General features: G+C 67.3%; 16 protein-coding genes and 1 pseudogene. 9 read left to right on the top strand and 8 right to left on the bottom strand.

Annotation, left to right across the window (positions count from 1 at the left end):
* The first annotated feature begins 151 nt into the window (after positions 1-151).
* The 3 genes from RJ03_RS26555 to RJ03_RS26545 all read left to right on the top strand — a co-directional run bounded on the left by RJ03_RS26555 (position 152) and on the right by RJ03_RS26545 (position 3,675).
* Positions 152-946 (top strand): LLM class F420-dependent oxidoreductase, encoded by a 795-nt coding sequence (locus tag RJ03_RS26555; protein WP_036507009.1) that lies wholly within the window; start codon positions 152-154, stop codon positions 944-946.
* Positions 947-1,054: 108 nt separating this feature from the next.
* Positions 1,055-2,851, top strand: a complete 1,797-nt coding sequence (locus RJ03_RS26550; RefSeq protein WP_036507007.1) for an ABC transporter substrate-binding protein/permease — start codon at positions 1,055-1,057, stop codon at positions 2,849-2,851.
* A 92-nt stretch (positions 2,852-2,943) separates the two neighbouring features.
* Positions 2,944-3,675, top strand: a complete 732-nt coding sequence (locus RJ03_RS26545) for an amino acid ABC transporter ATP-binding protein (RefSeq protein ID WP_036507117.1) — start codon at positions 2,944-2,946, stop codon at positions 3,673-3,675.
* Here the strand turns inward: RJ03_RS26545 and RJ03_RS26540 are convergent.
* Positions 3,672-4,430: a glycoside hydrolase family 25 protein gene (locus RJ03_RS26540; protein ID WP_036507005.1), complete on the bottom strand. Its 759-nt coding sequence runs from the start codon at positions 4,428-4,430 to the stop codon at positions 3,672-3,674. The two genes, RJ03_RS26545 and RJ03_RS26540, sit on opposite strands and share 4 nt — an antisense overlap.
* Positions 4,431-4,481: 51 nt before the next feature.
* Positions 4,482-5,816: a glucosylglycerate hydrolase gene (gene ggh, locus RJ03_RS26535; protein WP_036507112.1), complete on the bottom strand. Its 1,335-nt coding sequence runs from the start codon at positions 5,814-5,816 to the stop codon at positions 4,482-4,484.
* Between the two features lie 395 nt (positions 5,817-6,211).
* Between ggh and RJ03_RS26530 the strand changes: the two genes are divergently transcribed.
* Together RJ03_RS26530 and RJ03_RS38525 are read left to right on the top strand one after the other, a co-directional pair.
* Positions 6,212-6,922, top strand: coding sequence for an SDR family oxidoreductase (locus RJ03_RS26530; RefSeq protein WP_051025281.1), 711 nt, complete (start codon positions 6,212-6,214; stop codon positions 6,920-6,922).
* A gap of 11 nt (positions 6,923-6,933) precedes the next feature.
* A pseudogene (locus RJ03_RS38525) lies at positions 6,934-7,083 on the top strand (polysaccharide deacetylase family protein); the annotation flags it as partial.
* 21 nt (positions 7,084-7,104) lie between these two features.
* On the opposite strand, the gene leuS reads toward RJ03_RS38525, so the two are convergent.
* Positions 7,105-10,017 carry a leucine--tRNA ligase gene (gene leuS / locus RJ03_RS26525; RefSeq protein ID WP_036507109.1) on the bottom strand — a complete coding sequence of 971 codons (2,913 nt, stop codon included), beginning with the start codon at positions 10,015-10,017 and terminating at the stop codon, positions 7,105-7,107.
* Positions 10,018-10,254: 237 nt separating this feature from the next.
* Here leuS and RJ03_RS26520 point away from each other — a divergent pair, with 237 nt between their 5' ends.
* The gene (locus tag RJ03_RS26520) at positions 10,255-10,659 is read left to right on the top strand and encodes an SdpI family protein (protein WP_036507003.1); all 405 of its coding nucleotides are present in this window, start codon (positions 10,255-10,257) and stop codon (positions 10,657-10,659) included.
* 17 nt (positions 10,660-10,676) lie between these two features.
* Positions 10,677-11,288 carry an HAD family hydrolase gene (locus tag RJ03_RS26515; protein ID WP_036507000.1) on the top strand — a complete coding sequence of 204 codons (612 nt, stop codon included), beginning with the start codon at positions 10,677-10,679 and terminating at the stop codon, positions 11,286-11,288.
* 13 nt (positions 11,289-11,301) lie between these two features.
* On the opposite strand, the gene RJ03_RS26510 is transcribed toward RJ03_RS26515, so the two are convergent.
* From RJ03_RS26510 to RJ03_RS26490, 5 genes are all read right to left on the bottom strand, one after another.
* Positions 11,302-11,691, bottom strand: coding sequence for a cupin domain-containing protein (locus RJ03_RS26510; protein ID WP_036506997.1), 390 nt, complete (start codon positions 11,689-11,691; stop codon positions 11,302-11,304).
* Positions 11,692-11,706: 15 nt separating this feature from the next.
* Positions 11,707-13,056: an NADP-specific glutamate dehydrogenase gene (gdhA, locus tag RJ03_RS26505; RefSeq protein ID WP_036506994.1), complete on the bottom strand. Its 1,350-nt coding sequence runs from the start codon at positions 13,054-13,056 to the stop codon at positions 11,707-11,709.
* 145 nt (positions 13,057-13,201) lie between these two features.
* Complete coding sequence (locus tag RJ03_RS26500) at positions 13,202-13,966, bottom strand: ABC transporter permease (protein WP_036506990.1); 765 nt, start codon at positions 13,964-13,966, stop codon at positions 13,202-13,204.
* Positions 13,963-14,901 (bottom strand): daunorubicin resistance protein DrrA family ABC transporter ATP-binding protein, encoded by a 939-nt coding sequence (locus RJ03_RS26495; protein ID WP_036506987.1) that lies wholly within the window; start codon positions 14,899-14,901, stop codon positions 13,963-13,965. Before RJ03_RS26495 ends, RJ03_RS26500 begins: the two co-directional genes overlap by 4 nt.
* Positions 14,902-15,033: 132 nt before the next feature.
* The gene (locus RJ03_RS26490; RefSeq protein WP_036506985.1) at positions 15,034-15,549 is read right to left on the bottom strand and encodes an EXLDI protein; all 516 of its coding nucleotides are present in this window, start codon (positions 15,547-15,549) and stop codon (positions 15,034-15,036) included.
* A gap of 160 nt (positions 15,550-15,709) precedes the next feature.
* On the opposite strand from RJ03_RS26490, the gene RJ03_RS26485 reads away from it, so the two are divergent.
* Together RJ03_RS26485 and RJ03_RS26480 are read left to right on the top strand one after the other, a co-directional pair.
* Positions 15,710-17,395 (top strand): thiamine pyrophosphate-binding protein, encoded by a 1,686-nt coding sequence (locus RJ03_RS26485; RefSeq protein ID WP_036506983.1) that lies wholly within the window; start codon positions 15,710-15,712, stop codon positions 17,393-17,395.
* Complete coding sequence (locus tag RJ03_RS26480) at positions 17,392-18,060, top strand: hypothetical protein (RefSeq protein ID WP_036506980.1); 669 nt, start codon at positions 17,392-17,394, stop codon at positions 18,058-18,060. Before RJ03_RS26485 ends, RJ03_RS26480 begins: the two co-directional genes overlap by 4 nt.
* Positions 18,061-18,064: the final 4 nt, after the last annotated feature.

The following is an 18,064-nucleotide window of genomic DNA, read 5'->3' as shown; positions in this document are numbered from 1 at the left end:
ACCGGCAGGAACGTGCCGGACGATCCGAGTAGAGGGGTCGGTGCGCGCCCCACAGTAACCCAGCGCCCCGCACGGGGTGCAGCGGGCGAGTAGCCTCGTCAAGGGCCGCTGACCGGCCGCGAGAGCAGCTCACGAGACGAAGGAGCATCGGATGACTCGACCGGTTCGCATCGGAGTTCAGCTACAGCCGCAACATGCTCCCGATTACGGGTTGATCCGGGATGCGGTGCGCCGGGCCGAGGATGCGGGCGTCGACATCGTGTTCAACTGGGATCACTTCTATCCGCTCACCGGCGATCCCGACGGCGCGCATTTCGAATGCTGGACCATGCTCGGTGCGATCGCCGAGCAGACCGAACGCGTCGAACTCGGCGCACTGGTGACCGGCGGCGGATATCGCAATCCCGATCTGCTCGCCGATATGGCCCGCACCGTCGACCACATTTCCGGCGGCCGGCTGATCCTCGGCATCGGCGCCGGCTGGTTCCAGAAGGACTACGACCAATACGGCTACGAATTCGGCACGCCCGGAACACGTCTGGCGTTGCTGAAGGAATACCTCGCGCGCATCGACGCCCGGCTGCCGAAGCTGAATCCGCAACCGACGCGCCACATTCCGATTCTGATCGGTGGCGGTGGTGAGCGAAAGACGTTGCGACTGGTGGCCGAATACGCCGACATCTGGCACAGCTTCGCCGATATCGAAGCGCTGGAACGCAAATCGAAGATCCTGGCCGAACACTGCGCCGAGGTCGGCACCGACGCGAACCGGATCGAGCGGTCGGTGTCCTGGCCCGGTGCCGAACAGGCCGAGCGGCTGGTGGGCGCCGGGGCGACGCTGTTCACCGTGGGCGCCGGCGGACCCGACTACGACCTGAGCGTGGTCGAGCAGGCCGTCGCATGGCGGGACAACTTCAATCCGGAGTCGGTGGCCGGTATCGCCTGATCGAATCAGCGGGATTCGATTTCCGCCGGGCGATGTGGCAGGGGCGGCGGCCCGTGGACCCGCGTCGCCGCCCTCGGCGCGCCGCCGGCCCCGCTAGGGTTCTCGGCTATGGCCCGTTTGCCCGTCTCGCGCCCGCGTGCGCTGATCGCGCTGATGGCGGCGATGATGCTGCTGTTCGCCGTCGCCTGCAGTTCCGACGGCGGCAGCTCGTCGCAGGCCTCGAACCTGTGCGCACCGCCCGGGCCCTCGGCCGCCTCCCCCGCGCCGACGAAACTGGCGAGCGGTGCGACGGCCGGCACCGATCGCTACACCACCGCGACCACCGCGCCGCTGAGTTCGATCGATGTCACCAAGCTCGGTTTGTCCCAGCCCGGTGTGCTGAGCGTGGGCACGCTGTCGGATGCGCCGCCGAGTATCTGCGTGAATCCGTCGGGGACCTTCACCGGATTCGACAACGAACTGCTGAAGGCGATCGCCGCGAAGCTCGGATTGCGGGTGCAGTTCTCCGGCACCGAATTCGCCTCGCTGCTCTCGCTGGTCGCCACCGGCCGGTTCGACGTGGGGTCGTCCAGCATCACCACCACCGATGCGCGGCGGCAGCAGGTCGGTTTCACCAACGGCTACGACTTCGGTTACTTCTCGCTCGTGGTGCCCAACGGCAGTGCGATCCAGGGGTTCTCGGATCTGAAACCGGGCGTGCGGATCGGCGTGGTGCAGGGCACCGTACAGGACGAATACGTCAGCGGCACGTTGCATCTGGACGCGGTGAAATTCCCCGACTACAACACCGCTTACGCGAATCTGAAGACCGGGCAGATCGATGCCTGGGTCGCGCCGTCCCAGCAGGCCACCGGTGCGATCAAACCGGGTGATCCCACCTCGATCGTGCAGAACACCTTCAGCCTGGACAATTTCACCGCCTGGGCGGTCCGCAAGAACAATCAGCCGCTGATCGACGCGCTCAATTCCGGCCTCGACGCGGTGATCGCCGATGGGACCTACGCCAAGCTCTACTCCGATTGGGTGCCGCGCCCGCTGCCGCCGGGCTGGAAACCGGGCTCCAAATCCGCGCCGATGCCGCAACTTCCGGACTTCGAGAAAATCGCGGCCGAACATCAGCACAGCGATCAGCAGAACGCGCCGAAATCGACGCTGACGCAACTGAAGGAAACGTTCTTCGACTGGTCGTTGTACCGCAAGGCATTTCCCGATCTGTTCAAGACCGGTTTGCCGAATACGCTGATTCTGGCGCTGGTTTCGGGGGTGCTGGGCACGCTGATCGGCATTCTGCTGGCGGTGGCCGGTATTTCGCGCACCCGCTGGTTGCGGTGGCCCGCGCGGGTCTACACCGACATCTTCCGCGGTTTGCCCGCGGTGGTGATCATCCTGTTGATCGGCCTGGGCATCGGCCCGATCGTCAAGGGGATCACCGGGAACAATCCGTACTGGCTGGGGGCCGTCGCGCTGGCGCTGCTGGCCTCGGCCTATATCGGCGAGATCTTCCGCTCGGGTATCCAATCGGTGGAGCCGGGGCAGTTGGAGGCCGCGCGCGCGATCGGATTCGGCTATCGGCAGTCCATGACGCTGGTGGTGATTCCGCAGGGTGTGCGGCGGGTGCTGCCGGCGCTGATGAACCAGTTCATCGCGCTGATCAAGGATTCCTCGCTGATCTACTTCCTCGGCCTGCTCGCCTCCCAGCGGGAACTGTTCGCCGTCGGCCGCGACCTGAATTCCCAGACCGGAAATCTGTCGCCGCTGGTCGCGGCGGGCCTGGTCTATCTGCTGCTCACCATCCCGCTCACCCACCTGGTGAACTACATCGACCGCCGATTGCGCACCGGCCGCGCCGAAGCCGCCGCCGACGAAATCGACCAGGCAGTCATCACGGAAGGACGCGGAGCGTGAGCGACCAGAATGCCGACGGCGTGAGCGACCAGAATGCCGACGGCGTGAGCGACCAGAATGCCGACGGCGTGAGCGACCGGAAGGGCGCCGGCGTGGGCACGAGTTCCTCGCTGACCGGGGTGGATCTGCATCTGACCCTCGGCAACAACCAGGTGCTGCGCGGCGTCGACATCCACGTCGAGGCCGGTCACACCACCACGGTCATCGGCCCGTCCGGTTCGGGAAAATCCACCCTGTTGCGGGTGTTGAACCGTCTGCACGAACCCGATTCCGGCGATGTTCTCATCGACGGGGTGTCGGTGCTGGGCGAGAATCCGGATCGGCTGCGGCAGCGCATCGGGATGGTCTTTCAGCATTTCAATTTGTTCCCGCACAAGACGGTGGCCGAGAACGTGGCCCTCGGACCGCGGAAACTGCGCGGCCTGAGCAAGGAAGCGGCGCGGGCGCTGGCGTTGGAACAACTCGAGGCGGTCGGATTGGCGGCGCGCGCCGATACCCGGCCCGCGAATCTGTCCGGTGGTCAGCAGCAACGCGTCGCCATCGCCCGCGCGCTGGCGATGAAACCGGAACTCATGCTGTTCGACGAGGCGACCTCGGCCCTGGACCCGGAGCTGGTCAAGGGCGTGCTCTCACTGATGGCGGATCTGGCTTCCGGCGGTATGACGATGATCGTGGTGACCCACGAAATGGGTTTCGCCCGTTCGGTTTCCGACAGTGTGGTGTTCATGGACCAGGGCAAGGTGGTGGAGTCGGGGTCTCCGGAACGCCTCTTCGACGATCCGGAAACCCCACGCCTGCAACAGTTTCTGTCCCAGATCCTCTAACTGCCCGAACTGCTGCCGCTGAACGGCATATTGGCGAACTGCGCGAAATTGCCCTGCGCTCCGCTGTAGACGTTGAGGTCGGTATTGCCCGCGATACCGGGCACACTGCCGGAATCGGTGGTCTGCCAGAAGGTCCACGCCGGCCAGCCGCCGGGCACCTCGGGCTGGGCGTTACCGCGGTAATCGGCGATCCACAGCGGATATTGGTGGAACTGGTCGGAATCGGCCATCGCCGTCTGCCAGAACCGCGGGTAGGTGTAGATGATCGGCACGCGGCCGGTCAACGCCTGCACCGTGGTCAGATAGCGATGGGTCCAGTCGATCAGCGCCGCCGGGGGCAATCCGCCGGAATTCTCCATATCGAGAACCGGCGGCAGGTCCAGCGGGCCGTTCTGGCCGAGGACGACCGCGGCATAGAGGGCGGCCTGCGGTTCCGGCGGCAGATCCGGATGGGCGTAGTGATAGGTGCCGCGCGCGACCCCGGCCGCGCGCATGAGCAGGCTGTCGGGGACGAAATAGGGATTGACGTAGTTCAGCCCCTCGGTGGCCTTCACCATGGCGAAGTTGTGCCCGGAGGCGCGGACCGCGAACCAATCGATCAGACGGCCGTCGATGTGCTGCCAGGACGACACATCCGGCCCGGTGGGTCCGGCGGAGGCGATACCGGTTGCCGAAAATATGCCGGCAACGGCGAGCAGCGGCAGGGCTGCGGTGAAGCGACGGACTTTCGGACGAGCCACGGTGCGTCGATACATGGCTACGAGAGTAGGCAGCCGAGGCGCTTGTGACCAGTGTTTACGTGTGACTCATCCGAGCCAGTCGAGGACCGCGGCCGCCGTCCAGGACTGCTGCATGCTCCCCAGCGGGTCCCCGGTGAACGGGTCGTAGTACTCCGCGAAGCTGCCGTCGCCCGCCTGCCGCAAACCTTCCGCACGCAGCATGAAGGACCGTTCGGCCCAGCCGCGGCGGGCGAAGACCCAGGAGAACAGCCAGCTCATCACCGGCCAGACCGGCCCGCGCCAGTATTCGCGGGGGCGGAAATCCTTCGACACCGGCGAGGTCGAGGGCGGCAGCGCGTAGCGCAGATCGGGGTGTCCGCAGAAGCGCGGACCTTCGAACAGTCGCAGCAGGCTGCGTTCGGTGGCGCGCGGCAGCCCCCCGCACAGCAGCGGTGCGAACATGGCCAGCGTCTCGGTGCCGATCCACTCGTCGGCGCGCAGGTCGAAGTCGCGCGCGGCGCCGGAGCGCGGGTCGGCGGTAGCGATCACGCCGGCGCGGAAATAGTCGGCCCACTCGTAGAGCTCGCGGACGTCGGCGTGCGGCATGCGGTAGTCCTCCCCGATTCCCGCCAGCACCTCGCAGGCCAGCGCGAAGACGGCGGTGACGAAGACATCCTCCACAGCGAAGCTCATCGTCGAGGCGAGTTGAAAATCGTCGTATCCACAACGACGCATTTGTTCCACAAGCCACAGGTAGCGGTCGTATTCGCGATCGGAGGGACGCTGCGCCGGGTCGACCACGTCGATATCGGCCCGCCGATACGGCGGCAGGTCGCCGACCACCACGTTGGCGTAGGCGCGATCCCACCGCGGCGAATTGTCCATTCCGGATTCCCAGCCGTGATACAGGGTGATCCGGCCGTGCTGTTTGGGGTCGCGGGCATGGGCCAGCCAGCGATGCCACCGCATCAGATCGACCCAGCGCCGATCCAGGAATTCCGCGGCAACCGCCCGGGTGGTGCGGCCGTGGCGCCGGGAATGGTCGAGGATGCGCTGAACCGCGATCGCGTGCACCGGCGGCTGGGTGATGCCCGATGTATCGGGACCGGCGGGGGCGTTCGTGGCCAGCCGGCGACACTCCCACCGGCTCGGTCCCGGGAAATAGCCGTCCACCCCGTTGGCGAACACGATGTGCGGGATCATCCCGTTGCGCCACTGCGCCGACAGCAGGGTGTCGAGTTCGACCACGGCGCGCTCCACACTCAGCGGCGCCAAGCCGACCGCGACGAAGGCGGCGTCCCAGCTCCACATATGGGGATAGAGCTTCGGGGCCGCGCTGGTCATGGTCCCCAGATCGTTGCCGCGGAGCAGATAGGAGGCCCGGGCAGCCAGTTGGGTGGGGGTGAAGCCGGGACCGTTCATTTCCCTATTCTGCGACGTCACCTTCAGATATGCGCGCCGCCCCGGCGTCGCGTGCCGCACACCGGCCGCTGCTGGGGCATGGTCCGGCCCGGTCACCTGTTCGGCAGTGTCCACCCTCATCGCCTCGTTCTTCGTCATGCGCGGTGTTCGTCCCCGCCCGCCGCTGTGAGCCGGTTGTTCGAATCCGGATTACACCCATCGGCCGGGGCTCGCCACCGATGGACGACAGATGTCCGCTCGCGGCGGTGCAATTGTCCGGGACGTCCCTCCCCGGTGCGTAGCGCCGCGACGGTGCCGTGCGTAGCGCCGCGACGGTGCCGTGCGTAGCGCCGCGACGGTGCCGTGCGTGGCAAGCGCCGCCCCAGCCGGGGCGGTGGGGGGTCTACGGTGGGCACATGGCCGCAACTTCGGAATCCACTGCCGCACAGGATGTACCGACCGCCTTGATCACCGGCGCCAGCCGGGGCCTGGGGGCCGCGATCGCGCGGGAGCTGGCGGGAACGCACCGGCTGCTGCTGGGCGCGCGCTCGGCGGAATCGCTGGCGCCGATCCGGACGGAACTTCCCGATGCCGAACCGTGGCCGGTCGATCTGACCGATTACGCCGCACTGCCCGCCGCCACGGCGTCGATCGACCGCCTGGACGTACTGGTGCACAACGCGGGTGTCGCCGAACTGGGATCGCTCGCCGAATCGTCGGTCGAGCAGTGGCGAAACACCCTGGAAGCCAATCTGATTGCCGTCGCCGAGCTGACCCGGCTGCTACTTCCCGCGCTGCGCGCCGCGAGCGGCCATGTGGTGCTGATCAATTCGGGCGCCGGCCTGCGTGCCAACCCGGGCTGGGGCGTATACGCCGCGAGCAAATTCGGGCTGCGCGCCTTCGGTGACGCGCTGCGGCTGGAGGAACCGAGCCTGCGCGTCACCTCCGTCCACCCGGGGCGCATCGACACCGAAATGCAGCGCGCGATCGTCGCCTCCGAGGAGCGGGATTACAACCCGGACGAATTTCTCACCGCGGCGACCGTCGCCCGTGCCGTCCGCAATGCCGTCGAGACGCCTCGCGACGGGCACCCGACCGAGATCGTGCTGCGCCCGATCGCCCGCTGAATCGGCTGGAGGCCGCGAAGTACTCCACCCCGCAGGCGATCGTCATCGGCCATGCCAACCATCCGGCCGTCACGCATTGTTACGGCCGGTTGGTCGACATCATCCGCGAGCGCCGGCTCTCGATGGTCACCCTCGACGACGTGCTGTTGTCGCCGCGCTGAAATCCCCAGCGCGGGAACGTGTCACGCGACGACGTTCACCAGCTTGCCGGGCACGACGATGACCTTGCGCGGGGTCTTGCCGGCCAGGAATTCCAGCAGCTTCTCGTCGGCGAGCGCCGCCGTCTCCACCGTCTTCGCATCGGCATCCGCCGGTACACTGACCCGGCTGCGGACCTTGCCGTTGACCTGGATCGGATATTCGACCGAATCCTCCACCAGCAGTGCGGGATCCGCGATCGGGAAGGGGCCGTGCGCCAGCGCCGTGCTGTGCCCCAGGCGTTCCCACAGTTCCTCGGCGATATGCGGGGCCATCGGGGCCAGCATCAGCACCAGCGGTTCCACCACGGTGCGCGGGGCGCCCTGCGGGTACTGCTTGGTCAGATGGTTGGTCAGCTCGATCAGCTTCGCGCCGGCGGTGTTGTCGCGCAGGGCGGCGTAGTCGGCGTCGACACCGTCGATCGTCTTGTGCAGCAGGCGAAGTGTGGCATCGGCCGGCTCGGCGTCGGTGACACGCGCGGCCCCGGACTCCTCGTCGACCACCAGGCGCCACACCCGCTGCAGGAAGCGGTGCGCGCCGACGACGTCCTTGGTCGCCCAGGGACGTGAGGTGTCCAGCGGGCCCATCGACATCTCGTACAGCCGGAAGGTGTCCGCGCCGTACAGATCGCACATCTCGTCGGGGGAGATGGCGTTCTTCAGCGATTTGCCGATCTTGCCGTACTCCTGGAAGACCTCGATCTCCACACCGGAGGTGTTCGTCCAGAAGAACTTGCCGTCCCGCTCCACCACCTCGGCGGCCGGAATGTAGGTTCCGCGCTCGTCGGTGTACGCGAAGGCCTGGATGTAGCCCTGGTTGAACAGGCGCCGGTACGGCTCCGGACCCGACACCTCGCCCAGGTCGAACAGCACCTTCTGCCAGAACCGCGCGTACAGCAGATGCAGCACCGCGTGTTCCACGCCGCCGACGTACAGATCGACGCCGCCGGGGTCGTTCGCACCGTGTTCGGCCGGGCGCGGGCCCAGCCAGTAGCGCTCGTTCTCCGGCGCGCAGAACGCCTCCGAGTTGGTCGGGTCGGTGTAGCGCAGCTGGTACCAGGAGCTACCGGCCCACTGCGGCATCACGTTGGTGTCGCGGCGGTAGGTCTTCGGACCGTCGCCCAGATCCAGTTCGACGGTCACCCAATCGGTCGCCTTGGCCAGCGGCGGCGACGGTTCGGAATCGGCGTCGTCGGGATCGAAGGTGACCGGCGCGAAGTCGCGCACCTCCGGAAGTTCCACCGGCAGCATCGATTCCGGCAGCGGATGGGCCGCGCCCTGCTCGTCGTAGACGATCGGGAACGGCTCGCCCCAGTAGCGCTGGCGGGCGAACAGCCAGTCGCGCAGCTTGTACTGGATGGTCCCCTTGCCGTGGCCGTCGCGTTCCAGGCGTTCGACGACGGTGGCCTTGGCGGTCTCGACGTCCAGCCCGTTCAGGTAGTCGGAGTTCACCAGCAGGCCGTCGCCCGAGTACGCCGACTCCGAGATGTCGCCCCCGGCGATTACTTCCACGATCGGCAGGCCGAACGCCCGCGCGAACTCCCAGTCGCGCTGGTCGTGGCCGGGCACCGCCATGATCGCGCCGGTGCCGTAGCCCGACAGCACATAGTCGGCGATGAAGATCGGCAACTGCGCGCCGTTGACCGGGTTGGTGGCGTAGGCGCCCAGGAAGACGCCGGTCTTCTCCTTGTTCTCCTGCCGCTCCAGATCGGATTTGGCGGCGATCGACTTACGGTAGGCCGCGACGGCTTCGGCAGGGGAGGGCGCGTCGAAGGTCCACCGGGTGTCGACGTCCGCGGGCCACTGCGCGGCGGCCAGCCGGTCCACCAGTTCGTGCTCGGGAGCCAGCACCACGTAGCTCGCCCCGAACAGCGTGTCGGGCCGGGTCGTGAAGACCTCGATGTTCTCCCCGTTCGCGGTATCGACGGTGGCGCTCCCGGGGCGCTCCGTGGTTACGCCGGCTGCCTCCTCCGCGCCCGTCGCTCGCGCCACGCCGAACGAGACCTCGGCACCCCGGGAACGCCCGATCCAGTTGCGCTGCATGGCCTTCACGTTGTCCGGCCAGTCCAGCAGGTCCAGATCGTCGACCAGGCGGTCGGAGTAGGCGGTGATGCGCATCATCCACTGTCGCAGGCGTTTCCGGAACACCGGGAAATTGCCGCGCTCACTGCGACCGTCGGCGGTGACTTCTTCGTTGGCCAGCACGGTGCCCAGTCCCGGGCACCAGTTGACCATCGAATCCGATTGGTAGACCAGGCGATACGAGTCCAGGATCTCGCCCTGTTCGGCGGGGGACAACTCGGCCCACGCGCGACCGTCGGGGGTGGGCCGCTCGCCGGCGGCGAAGGCGGCCACCAGATCCGCGATCGGGCGGGCCTTGTTCGCCGAGGTGTCGTACCAGGCGTTGTAGATGCGCAGGAAGATCCACTGCGTCCACTTGTAGAACTCGGGGTCGGTGGTGGCGAACGAGCGGCGCCGGTCGTGGCCCAGGCCCAGCCGGTCCAGCTGGCGCTGCATGGTGGCGATATTGGATTCGGTGGTCACCCGGGGATGCGCGCCGGTCTGCACCGCGTACTGCTCGGCGGGCAGGCCGAAGGCGTCGTACCCCAGGGCGTGCAGCACGTTGCGACCGTGCATGCGGTGGTACCGCGCGAACACGTCGGTGGCGATATAGCCCAGCGGATGGCCGACGTGCAGGCCCGCACCCGACGGATACGGAAACATGTCCTGGATGAACAGCTTGTCGGCCGGAGTCTCGCCGGCCAGCGGGCCGACCGGGTTCGGCGCGTGGAAGGTGCCGCGCTCCGCCCACACCCGCTGCCACTTGCTCTCCAGGGCACCGGCCAGTTCGGCGTTGTAGCGGTGTGCGGGCACATCGGTTCCGGGAAGCGTGGGCAGGCTGCTTTCGGGCCCGTCACCCCGGCCGGTCGATGCGCCGGCTGTATCGGTTGCACGAGTGTCCTGCACGGTCCTGCCTTCTTGTCGCCGAGTTCCCCTGGTGAACGTCTGTGGACAACGTCGTCACTCAGGGTAGAGCCTGCGCACGTCAGCACCCAAAAAGGGGTGAGCGGGGCGTTCGTGGCGGCGGCGAGCCCCGCGGGCACCACGTTTTGATACCGGAGTACCGTATTCCGGGTGTTCGTGGTCGCGCTCCTCCTGTTTCTGCTTGCGGCCGTGGCCCTGGTCACGGGCGTGCTCGGGCTGACCGGCACCCTGCCACCCAATCGTTTCTTCGGTGTTCACACCGAAGAGGCCCTGCGCACCGAAGAGGCGTATCGCGTGGCCAACCGCGTCGCCGGGCCCACCTCGGTCGGTGCGGGTCTGCTGCTCGCCGCCGCCGGTGCGATCGCGCTGGTCGCGACCGTATGGGTGGGCTTGGCCGCCGCCGCGGTAGCGCTGGTCGTGGCGCTGTTCACCCTGGGCGCCGGTGTGAACGCGGCGAACGAGGCCATCGCGGGCCTCGCCCCGGCCGAGGCGGGCGGCTGCGGTAGCTCCTGCGGCGCGTGCTCACTGCGCGACGCCTGCCAGCCGGCCGAGTGATCCGCCCGCCGTCCGGTATGACGGCACCGCTCACGGTCGGCTTCGACCTCGATATGACGCTGATCGATTCCCGTCCCGGTATCCGCGCCTGCTATCGGGAATTGTCGCGGCGCACCGGCACGCCGATCGACAGCGATCTGGTCGTCACCCGCCTCGGCCCGCCGCTGGAACACGAGCTGGCCAACTGGTTCCCCGCCGACCGCGTCGCGGCCGTCGCCGATCTGTATCGGGAGATGTATCCGGAGTACGCGATCACCGGCACGGTGGAACTGCCCGGCGCCCGCGCCGCGGCCGCGGCGGTGCGGGCGCTGGGCGGCCGCGTGATCGTGGTCACCGGCAAATACGAGCCGAACGCGAAACTGCATCTGACCCACCTCGACATCCCGGCCGACGCGGTGATCGGCGACCTGTGGGCCGAGCAGAAGGCCCAGGCGCTGCGCGACCACGAGGCGAGCGTGTACGTGGGCGACCATATCGGCGATATGCGCGGCGCCCGCACTGCGGCGGCCTATGCGGTCGGCGTGACCAGCGGTCCGTGTGACGCGGCCGAGCTGCGGGCCGCCGGCGCCGATGTCGTCCTGCGCGACCTCACCGAATTCCCCGGCCTGCTGCACGAACTCGTGAGCTGACCCGGCCGGGCGCCTACCGCCGGTCTGTGTCGCACTCCGGCCCGGGGACCGGACGGGACAGCGGACTGCCGGCCGGGAGGACGTAGAACACGGTGAGCCGCAAGGGTTTTCGAGTGCGGTTGCGGGCCGTGTGAGCGTGAGTGGCGCCGGCGGGCTCGCGGAACATCCGGCCCGGGCGATAGGTGACCGGTACGCAGTCGGTTCCGGGGTGGTCCAGGGCACTGCCGGTGACCAGGACGAACAGGGTGCCGTCGTGATAGTGCCAGCCGCTGTCACCGCCCGGTTCGACGATCGTCTGCCGGAGCAGGAAATCCCGCCCCGCGCACCGGAATCGCAGCAGCACCCGGCTGCGGGTACCCATGGCCGGCGGCGGATTGGGCCGGAAGCGTCCGGGAAGGGGCATATCCCGATGATGCGGCTAGACGATGCCCAATGCCAGCATCGCGTCGGCGACCTGGGTGAAACCGGCGATGTTCGCGCCGGCCACGTAATCGCCCGGGGTGCCGTACTCCTCGGCGGTCTCGAGGCAGCGGTCGTGGATGCCGCGCATGATCGTTTCGAGGCGTTGCTCGGTGTGCTCGAAGGTCCACGAATCGCGGGAAGCGTTCTGCTGCATCTCGAGCGCGCTGGTGGCCACGCCACCGGCATTGGCGGCCTTGCCCGGTGCGAAGGTCACGCCCGCGTCGATCAGCAGCCGGAAGGCCTCGGGGGTGCAGGGCATGTTGGCGCCCTCGGCGACGATGGCGCAGCCGTTCTCGATCAGCAGGCGGGCGTCGCTGCCGTTGAGTTCGTTCTGCGTCGCACACGGCAGCGCGATATCGCACGGCACCGCCCAGATCGAGCCCGAGTCCACGAAATATGCCGAGCCGCGGGCGATATCGGGGTATTCGTGGATGCGGCCGCGGCGGTCGTGCTTGATCTCCTTGAGCAGTTCGAGGTCGATCCCCTTGTCGTCGACGATGTAACCGGAGGAGTCGGAACAGGCGACGACGGTGCCGCCCAGCTGGTGCACCTTCTCCACGGCGTAGATCGCGACATTGCCGGAGCCGGAGATCACCACGCGTTTGCCCTCGAAACTGTCGCCGCGCCGGTCGAGAATCTGCTCGGTGAAGAAGACGGTGCCGTATCCGGTCGCCTCGGGGCGGACCTGCGAGCCGCCCCAGCTCAGCCCCTTACCGGTGAGCACGCCGGATTCGTAGCGGTTGGTGATGCGTTTGTACTGGCCGAACAGGTAGCCGATCTCGCGCCCGCCGACGCCGATGTCACCGGCCGGCACATCGGTGTGTTCGCCGATGTGCCGGTACAGCTCGGTCATGAAGGATTGGCAGAAGCGCATCACCTCCGCATCCGAGCGCCCCTTGGGGTCGAAATCCGAGCCGCCCTTGCCGCCGCCGATCGGCATTCCGGTGAGCGAGTTCTTGAAGATCTGCTCGAAGCCGAGGAATTTCACGATGCCCAGATAGACCGACGGATGGAATCGCAGGCCGCCCTTGTAGGGCCCGAGCGCCGAATTGAACTCCACCCGGAAACCGCGATTGATCTGCACCGTCCCGCTGTCGTCGACCCATGGGACACGGAAGATGATCTGCCGCTCCGGTTCGCACAACCGCCGGATCACCGCGGCGTCGACGTACTGGGGATGTTTGGCGACGACCGGCCCGAGGCTGTCCAGCACTTCCCGAACAGCCTGGTGGAACTCCGATTCGCCGGGGTTGCGCTGCAGTACCTCGGCATAGATGTCCTGCAGCTTCTCGTCCAGGGCGGCCATGGACGCACTCCTTCCGGTCGTCGTCGACTGCGCCACCGGCCCGGGCCGGATGGTGCCGGCCCGGGCCGTTCGGCCTCTGTCTTACGTTCTCACGCGCGGACGATGCGGTTTCGACCGGTATGTCCGTTAATCACTGAGTGGTAGCTCAGTTGGTCTTACGGCGGAACAACGAGCGCGACCACAGGTAGCCGACCGCCGCGAAACCGAGGCACCAGGCCACCGCCGCGACGCCGTTACCTCCGATGGCCGTACCCATGAGCAGTCCGCGCAGGGTTTCGGTCAGGGGTGTGAAGGGCTGGTACTGCGCGAACTGGCGGACACCGGCGGGCATCGTGTCGGTGGGGGCCAGGCCGCTGCCGAGGAAGGGAAGGAAGATCAGCGGAGTGGGGGTGTTGCTCGCGCCCTCCGGCGTCTTGGCGGCCAGCCCGAAACCCACTCCGAGCCAGGCCAATCCGAAGATCACCAGGATGATGAGGCCGAAGGCGGCCAGCCACTCCACGATCGTGGCATCGGGCCGGAAGCCGATCAGCACGGCGACCGCGACCATCAGCCCGACGCCGAGCACGCCCTGGATCACGGTTCCGGCGACCTGTCCGGTGAGGATCGAGGAATGTGCCATGGGCATGGTCCGGAACCGGTTCACGATGCCCTTGGTCATATCCGAGGCGATCGCCACCGCGACGCCGACCACCAGATAGGCCGGGATGATGAGCATCATGCCGGGGACCAGATAGTCGATGTAGCTGCCGCCGGTGGCCTTCTCCAGCGCGCCGCCGAAGATGTAATCGAACATCAGCAGCATCACCAGCGGCATGACGAACATGCTGATCGTCATGCCGGGATATCGCTTGGCGTGCACCAGGTTCCGGCGCAACATGGTGCGGGAGTCGGCGAGGGTGTGCGTGGTCATCGTGCGGTTTCCTTCTCGGGTGCGGTGTGGCCGGTGAGGGTGAGGAAGACGTCGTCGAGATCGGGTGTGTGCACCGAGAGGCTCTCGGGCTCGAGATGGGCGCGGCCGAGCCGGTCCAGCACGTCGCGCAGCGATGCGACGCCGCCGTCGCTGGGCACCGCCAGCGTCGAGTCCGTGGTCGTGCCGCCGAGTAGTCCGGCGGCGCTGCGCAGTTGTTCGTCGTCGCCGAAGGTCAGGCGGATATGTCCGCCCGGCACCAGGCGTTTCAGTTGTTCGGGTGTGCCCTCGGCGACGATCCGGCCGTGGTCGAGTACCGCGATCCGGTGCGCGAGTTGGTCGGCCTCCTCCAGGTACTGGGTGGTGAGGAAGATGGTGACGCCGTCGGCGACCAGTTCGCGGATGATGTCCCACATTCCGCGCCGGCTGCGTGGGTCCAGGCCCACCGTGGGTTCGTCGAGGAAGATGATGCGCGGCTCGCCGACCAGCGTCATCGCCAGGTCGAGCCGGCGCGTCATACCGCCGGAGTAGCTTCCGGCGACCTTGTCGGCGGCGTCGCGCAGGTCGAAGCGGGTCAGCAGGTCCTCGGCGACGCGCCGGCCCTCGCCGCGGGGCAGATGGTGCAGATCCGCCATCAGCAGCAGGTTCTCGCGTCCGGTGAGCAGTTCGTCGACCGCCGAGAACTGGCCGGTCACACCGATGGCGGTGCGGACGGCATCGGGTTCGGCGACCGGATCGTGGCCACCGACGCGCAGACTGCCGTCGTCGGGCCGGGTCAGGGTGGCGAGGATGTGGACGGTGGTGGTCTTGCCCGCGCCGTTGGGACCGAGCAGCGCGAAGATCCTGCCCTCGGGCACGGTGAGGTCGATACCGTCGAGCACCACGTGGTCGGCGAACGATTTGCGCAGGCCGGTGACCGAGATGGCCGGTGAACTCATGGTCGTCCTTTCATATAAAGATAGCGATGAATGCATGCGTCGACCGAGCCGTGTCCGCGGGTTTCCGGCGGACAAGGGGGGTCGATATCGAATTGTCTTGCAGCCGAATTCATGTCGGCCCGAAGCGGTCGATCAGATGTCGAGATCCTCGATCTGCGGATGCTCGGTCAGATCGCTGATGCGGTCGTACAGCTTGTCGGGAACCCTGCCTTTCAGGTCGGCCGGCGACTCGTAGATGTCCAGGGTGAATTCACCCCAGTCCGGATCGGTGACGCCGAGCATCCGCCGCCAATTGGTCAGATCCTTCAGCCAGTTCGTATCGGTGGGGTACTCGCTCCATTCGGAGCGCTGCCGGTGCAGCACGTATTTGCCCTTGCGCGTGCGGAATACGCGGATCCGCTCGAAACGCGCGTCGCTCATATCACTCGACTCGGTGAGTAGTGCGCCCGAGAACCGCACCTGCCGGGCGCCGTTGTGGCCGACCCGCAGGACGATTTCGTCGTATCCCTGCAGGCGTCCCTCCTCCAGTTCGATGTACCGGCGCAGTGCCGTCACGATCGCACCCGACAGATTGCCGCCGACCAGCTCCTGTGCGCGCTGGAACAGGGGGAGATCGTCATCGGAGACGTACACGGTCTTGTTCGGCATGACCCAACTATACGTAGATGTATACGCACACACAAGACCGTCTTTCCGAGATGGCATGCGGCGGCGGTGAACCGACCGGGGGCGTGCTTCGTATCCCCGCTGAGTGCGTTCGGTCCGGCAGTGCGGCCGGCTTCGGACCGCCCCACGGGAAGGAGCGGCGATGCCGACACGAGTGGTCGACTATCTGGTGCAGGCCGTATCGAACATGGGCGTGCGACATATCTTCGGGGTAGACGGCGCCAATATCGAAGATCTCTACGACGCGGCCTACGACGCCGCGGACCGGATCACCGCGGTGGTGGCCAAACACGAATTCGCCGCCGCCACCATGGCCGACGGATATGCCCGCTCCACCGCGGGTTTCGGCGTGGTCTGCGCGACCTCCGGAGGCGGCGCGATGAATCTGGTTGCCGGACTGGCGGAATCGCACGCCTCGCGGATTCCGGTGCTCGCGCTGGTGGGCCAGGCGCCGACCGATCTGGAAGGGAAAGGCGCGTTTCAGGATTCCAGCGGACGAGCCGGAACCTTCGACGCCGCAGAGCTTTTCGACACGATCTCCCTGTATTGCGCGCGAGTGGAAGCACCCGCCTCGTTACCGGCGCATCTGTCCCGCGCCGTCGCGGCGGCACGGGCGGGCGGTCCGGCGGTCCTGCTCCTGCCGAAAGACGTGCAGCAGGCCGAACTCGACGCCGATCCGTTCGTCGCGCCGCGACCGATGCACGGGCGAGACGATGCCGGTATCGAACGGCTCCTGGAGGGGCTGCGCGCGGCCCGGGCGGTCGGCAAGGTCGTGATCATCGCGGGCGCGCAGGTCGCCCGCGACGATGCCCGCGACGAACTGCGCGATCTGGCGGCGGTTCTCGACGCCGGAGTCGGCGTCGCACCGGACGCCAAGGATGTGTACGACTGCACCGAACACGGCTTCCTCGGGGTCGCCGGAAGTATGGGCCATACGGAACTGGCCGACGCCCTGCGCGGCAGTGCGCTGTGCCTGCTGGTCGGCACCCGGATGCCGGTCACCGCGCGAGCCGGTCTCGAATCGGTACTCGGCGCGTCGACGGCGTCGGTCGGCGGCGAGCCGCCCTACCTCCCCACGGTCCACGCGACCAGTACCGATCTGGCCGCCACCCTCCGCGAACTGACCTCGGAGTTGACGACCGGCGCGGGCCGGGTGCCCCGGGCGGAACCGCGGCGACCGCGCCGGGCGCCCGATCCACTGGCGGTGCCGCCGGCGGACGGGCCGGGGCTGCGGTATCGCGACATCGTCGAAACACTCAACGGCGCAATGCATTCCGATACCGACGTCTTCGCCGACGCGGGCAATACCGGCGCTTCGGTGGTCCATCACCTGCGCCCACCGCGCGACGGCCGCTTCGTCGTCGCCCTCGGCATGGGCGGCATGGGGTACGCCTTCGGCGCCGCCATCGGGTCCTGTTTCGCCCGCCGGCACCGGGCCGACGGTACCGAGCGCCGCACCGTGGTCGTGGCCGGGGACGGCGCTTTCTACATGCACGGCATGGAAATTCACACCGCGATCCACTATGGGCTGCCGGTGACCTTCGTCGTCCTCGACAACTCCGCGCATGGCATGTGCGTAACCCGTGAGCAACTGTTCTACGGAGATCGATACAGCTTCAACAGATTCCGCAAAGCGCATCTGGGAGCCGGTATGGCGGCCATGTTCCCGGATCTGCCCGCCTTCTCGCCGGCGACGCCGGCCGAACTCGCGACAGTGCTGTCGTACTGCCTGGAAACGCCTGGGCCCTCGTTCGTTTCGATCGACTGCGATCCGGACGAGATACCGCCGTTCATCCCCTTCCTGTCCGCATCGAGGAGGAATCCGTGACCATCAGCACCGCACCCGCGCTCAGCGATATCCCCGACCATCCGCATCGGGTCATGCCCGGATTGTTGCGCATCGAGAATTCCGATCGCGAGACGACCACTCCGATCATCATGGATATGCTGCGCTCGGTCTATCCCCACGACCAGGTCTTCGGGCAGTTCTGCCCGGTGCAGGACTACATCGCCGCGCCGCCGCGTGAATTGTACGAATACCTCTCGCACACGCAGAGTTTGGAGGAATGGACCTACAGCCTGCGTGGCTTCGTCGAAACCGTCACCCCGGGACTGTGGGAATCCTACGACCGGCTGGGCAAGGACACCCGGATCTTCACTCGCACCGAGGCCAACCCGGATGCTATGACCGTGGACTACCACTGTGCGTGGGACCAGGGTGACCACCTGTGGATGATCTACCTGATGCGCGTCGTCGACGCCCAGGTGGTGTTGAACAAGCCCGGTTCGGTGGTGCTGTGGACCAATTGCCGCCACCCCTTCTACGACGCGAATCCCTATCCCGACAAGGCCCCGCAGGGCCGCAAGGTCTGGGTCGGCGATTTCTGGGAGATGTTCTCCGCCGGACACCGGCTGGAGCTGGACAACCTGAAAGCGATCGCCGAATACCGTGCCGCGCACGGGCTTCCGATCACCCCCGAGTGGATGAAGTGAGAAG

The sequence above is a fragment of the Nocardia aobensis NBRC 100429 genome, from assembly GCF_000308375.1.
Classification (GTDB): domain Bacteria; phylum Actinomycetota; class Actinomycetes; order Mycobacteriales; family Mycobacteriaceae; genus Nocardia; species Nocardia aobensis.
The sequence above is the reverse complement of the archived record's forward strand: the minus strand, read 5'-3'. Positions and strand labels throughout refer to the sequence as shown.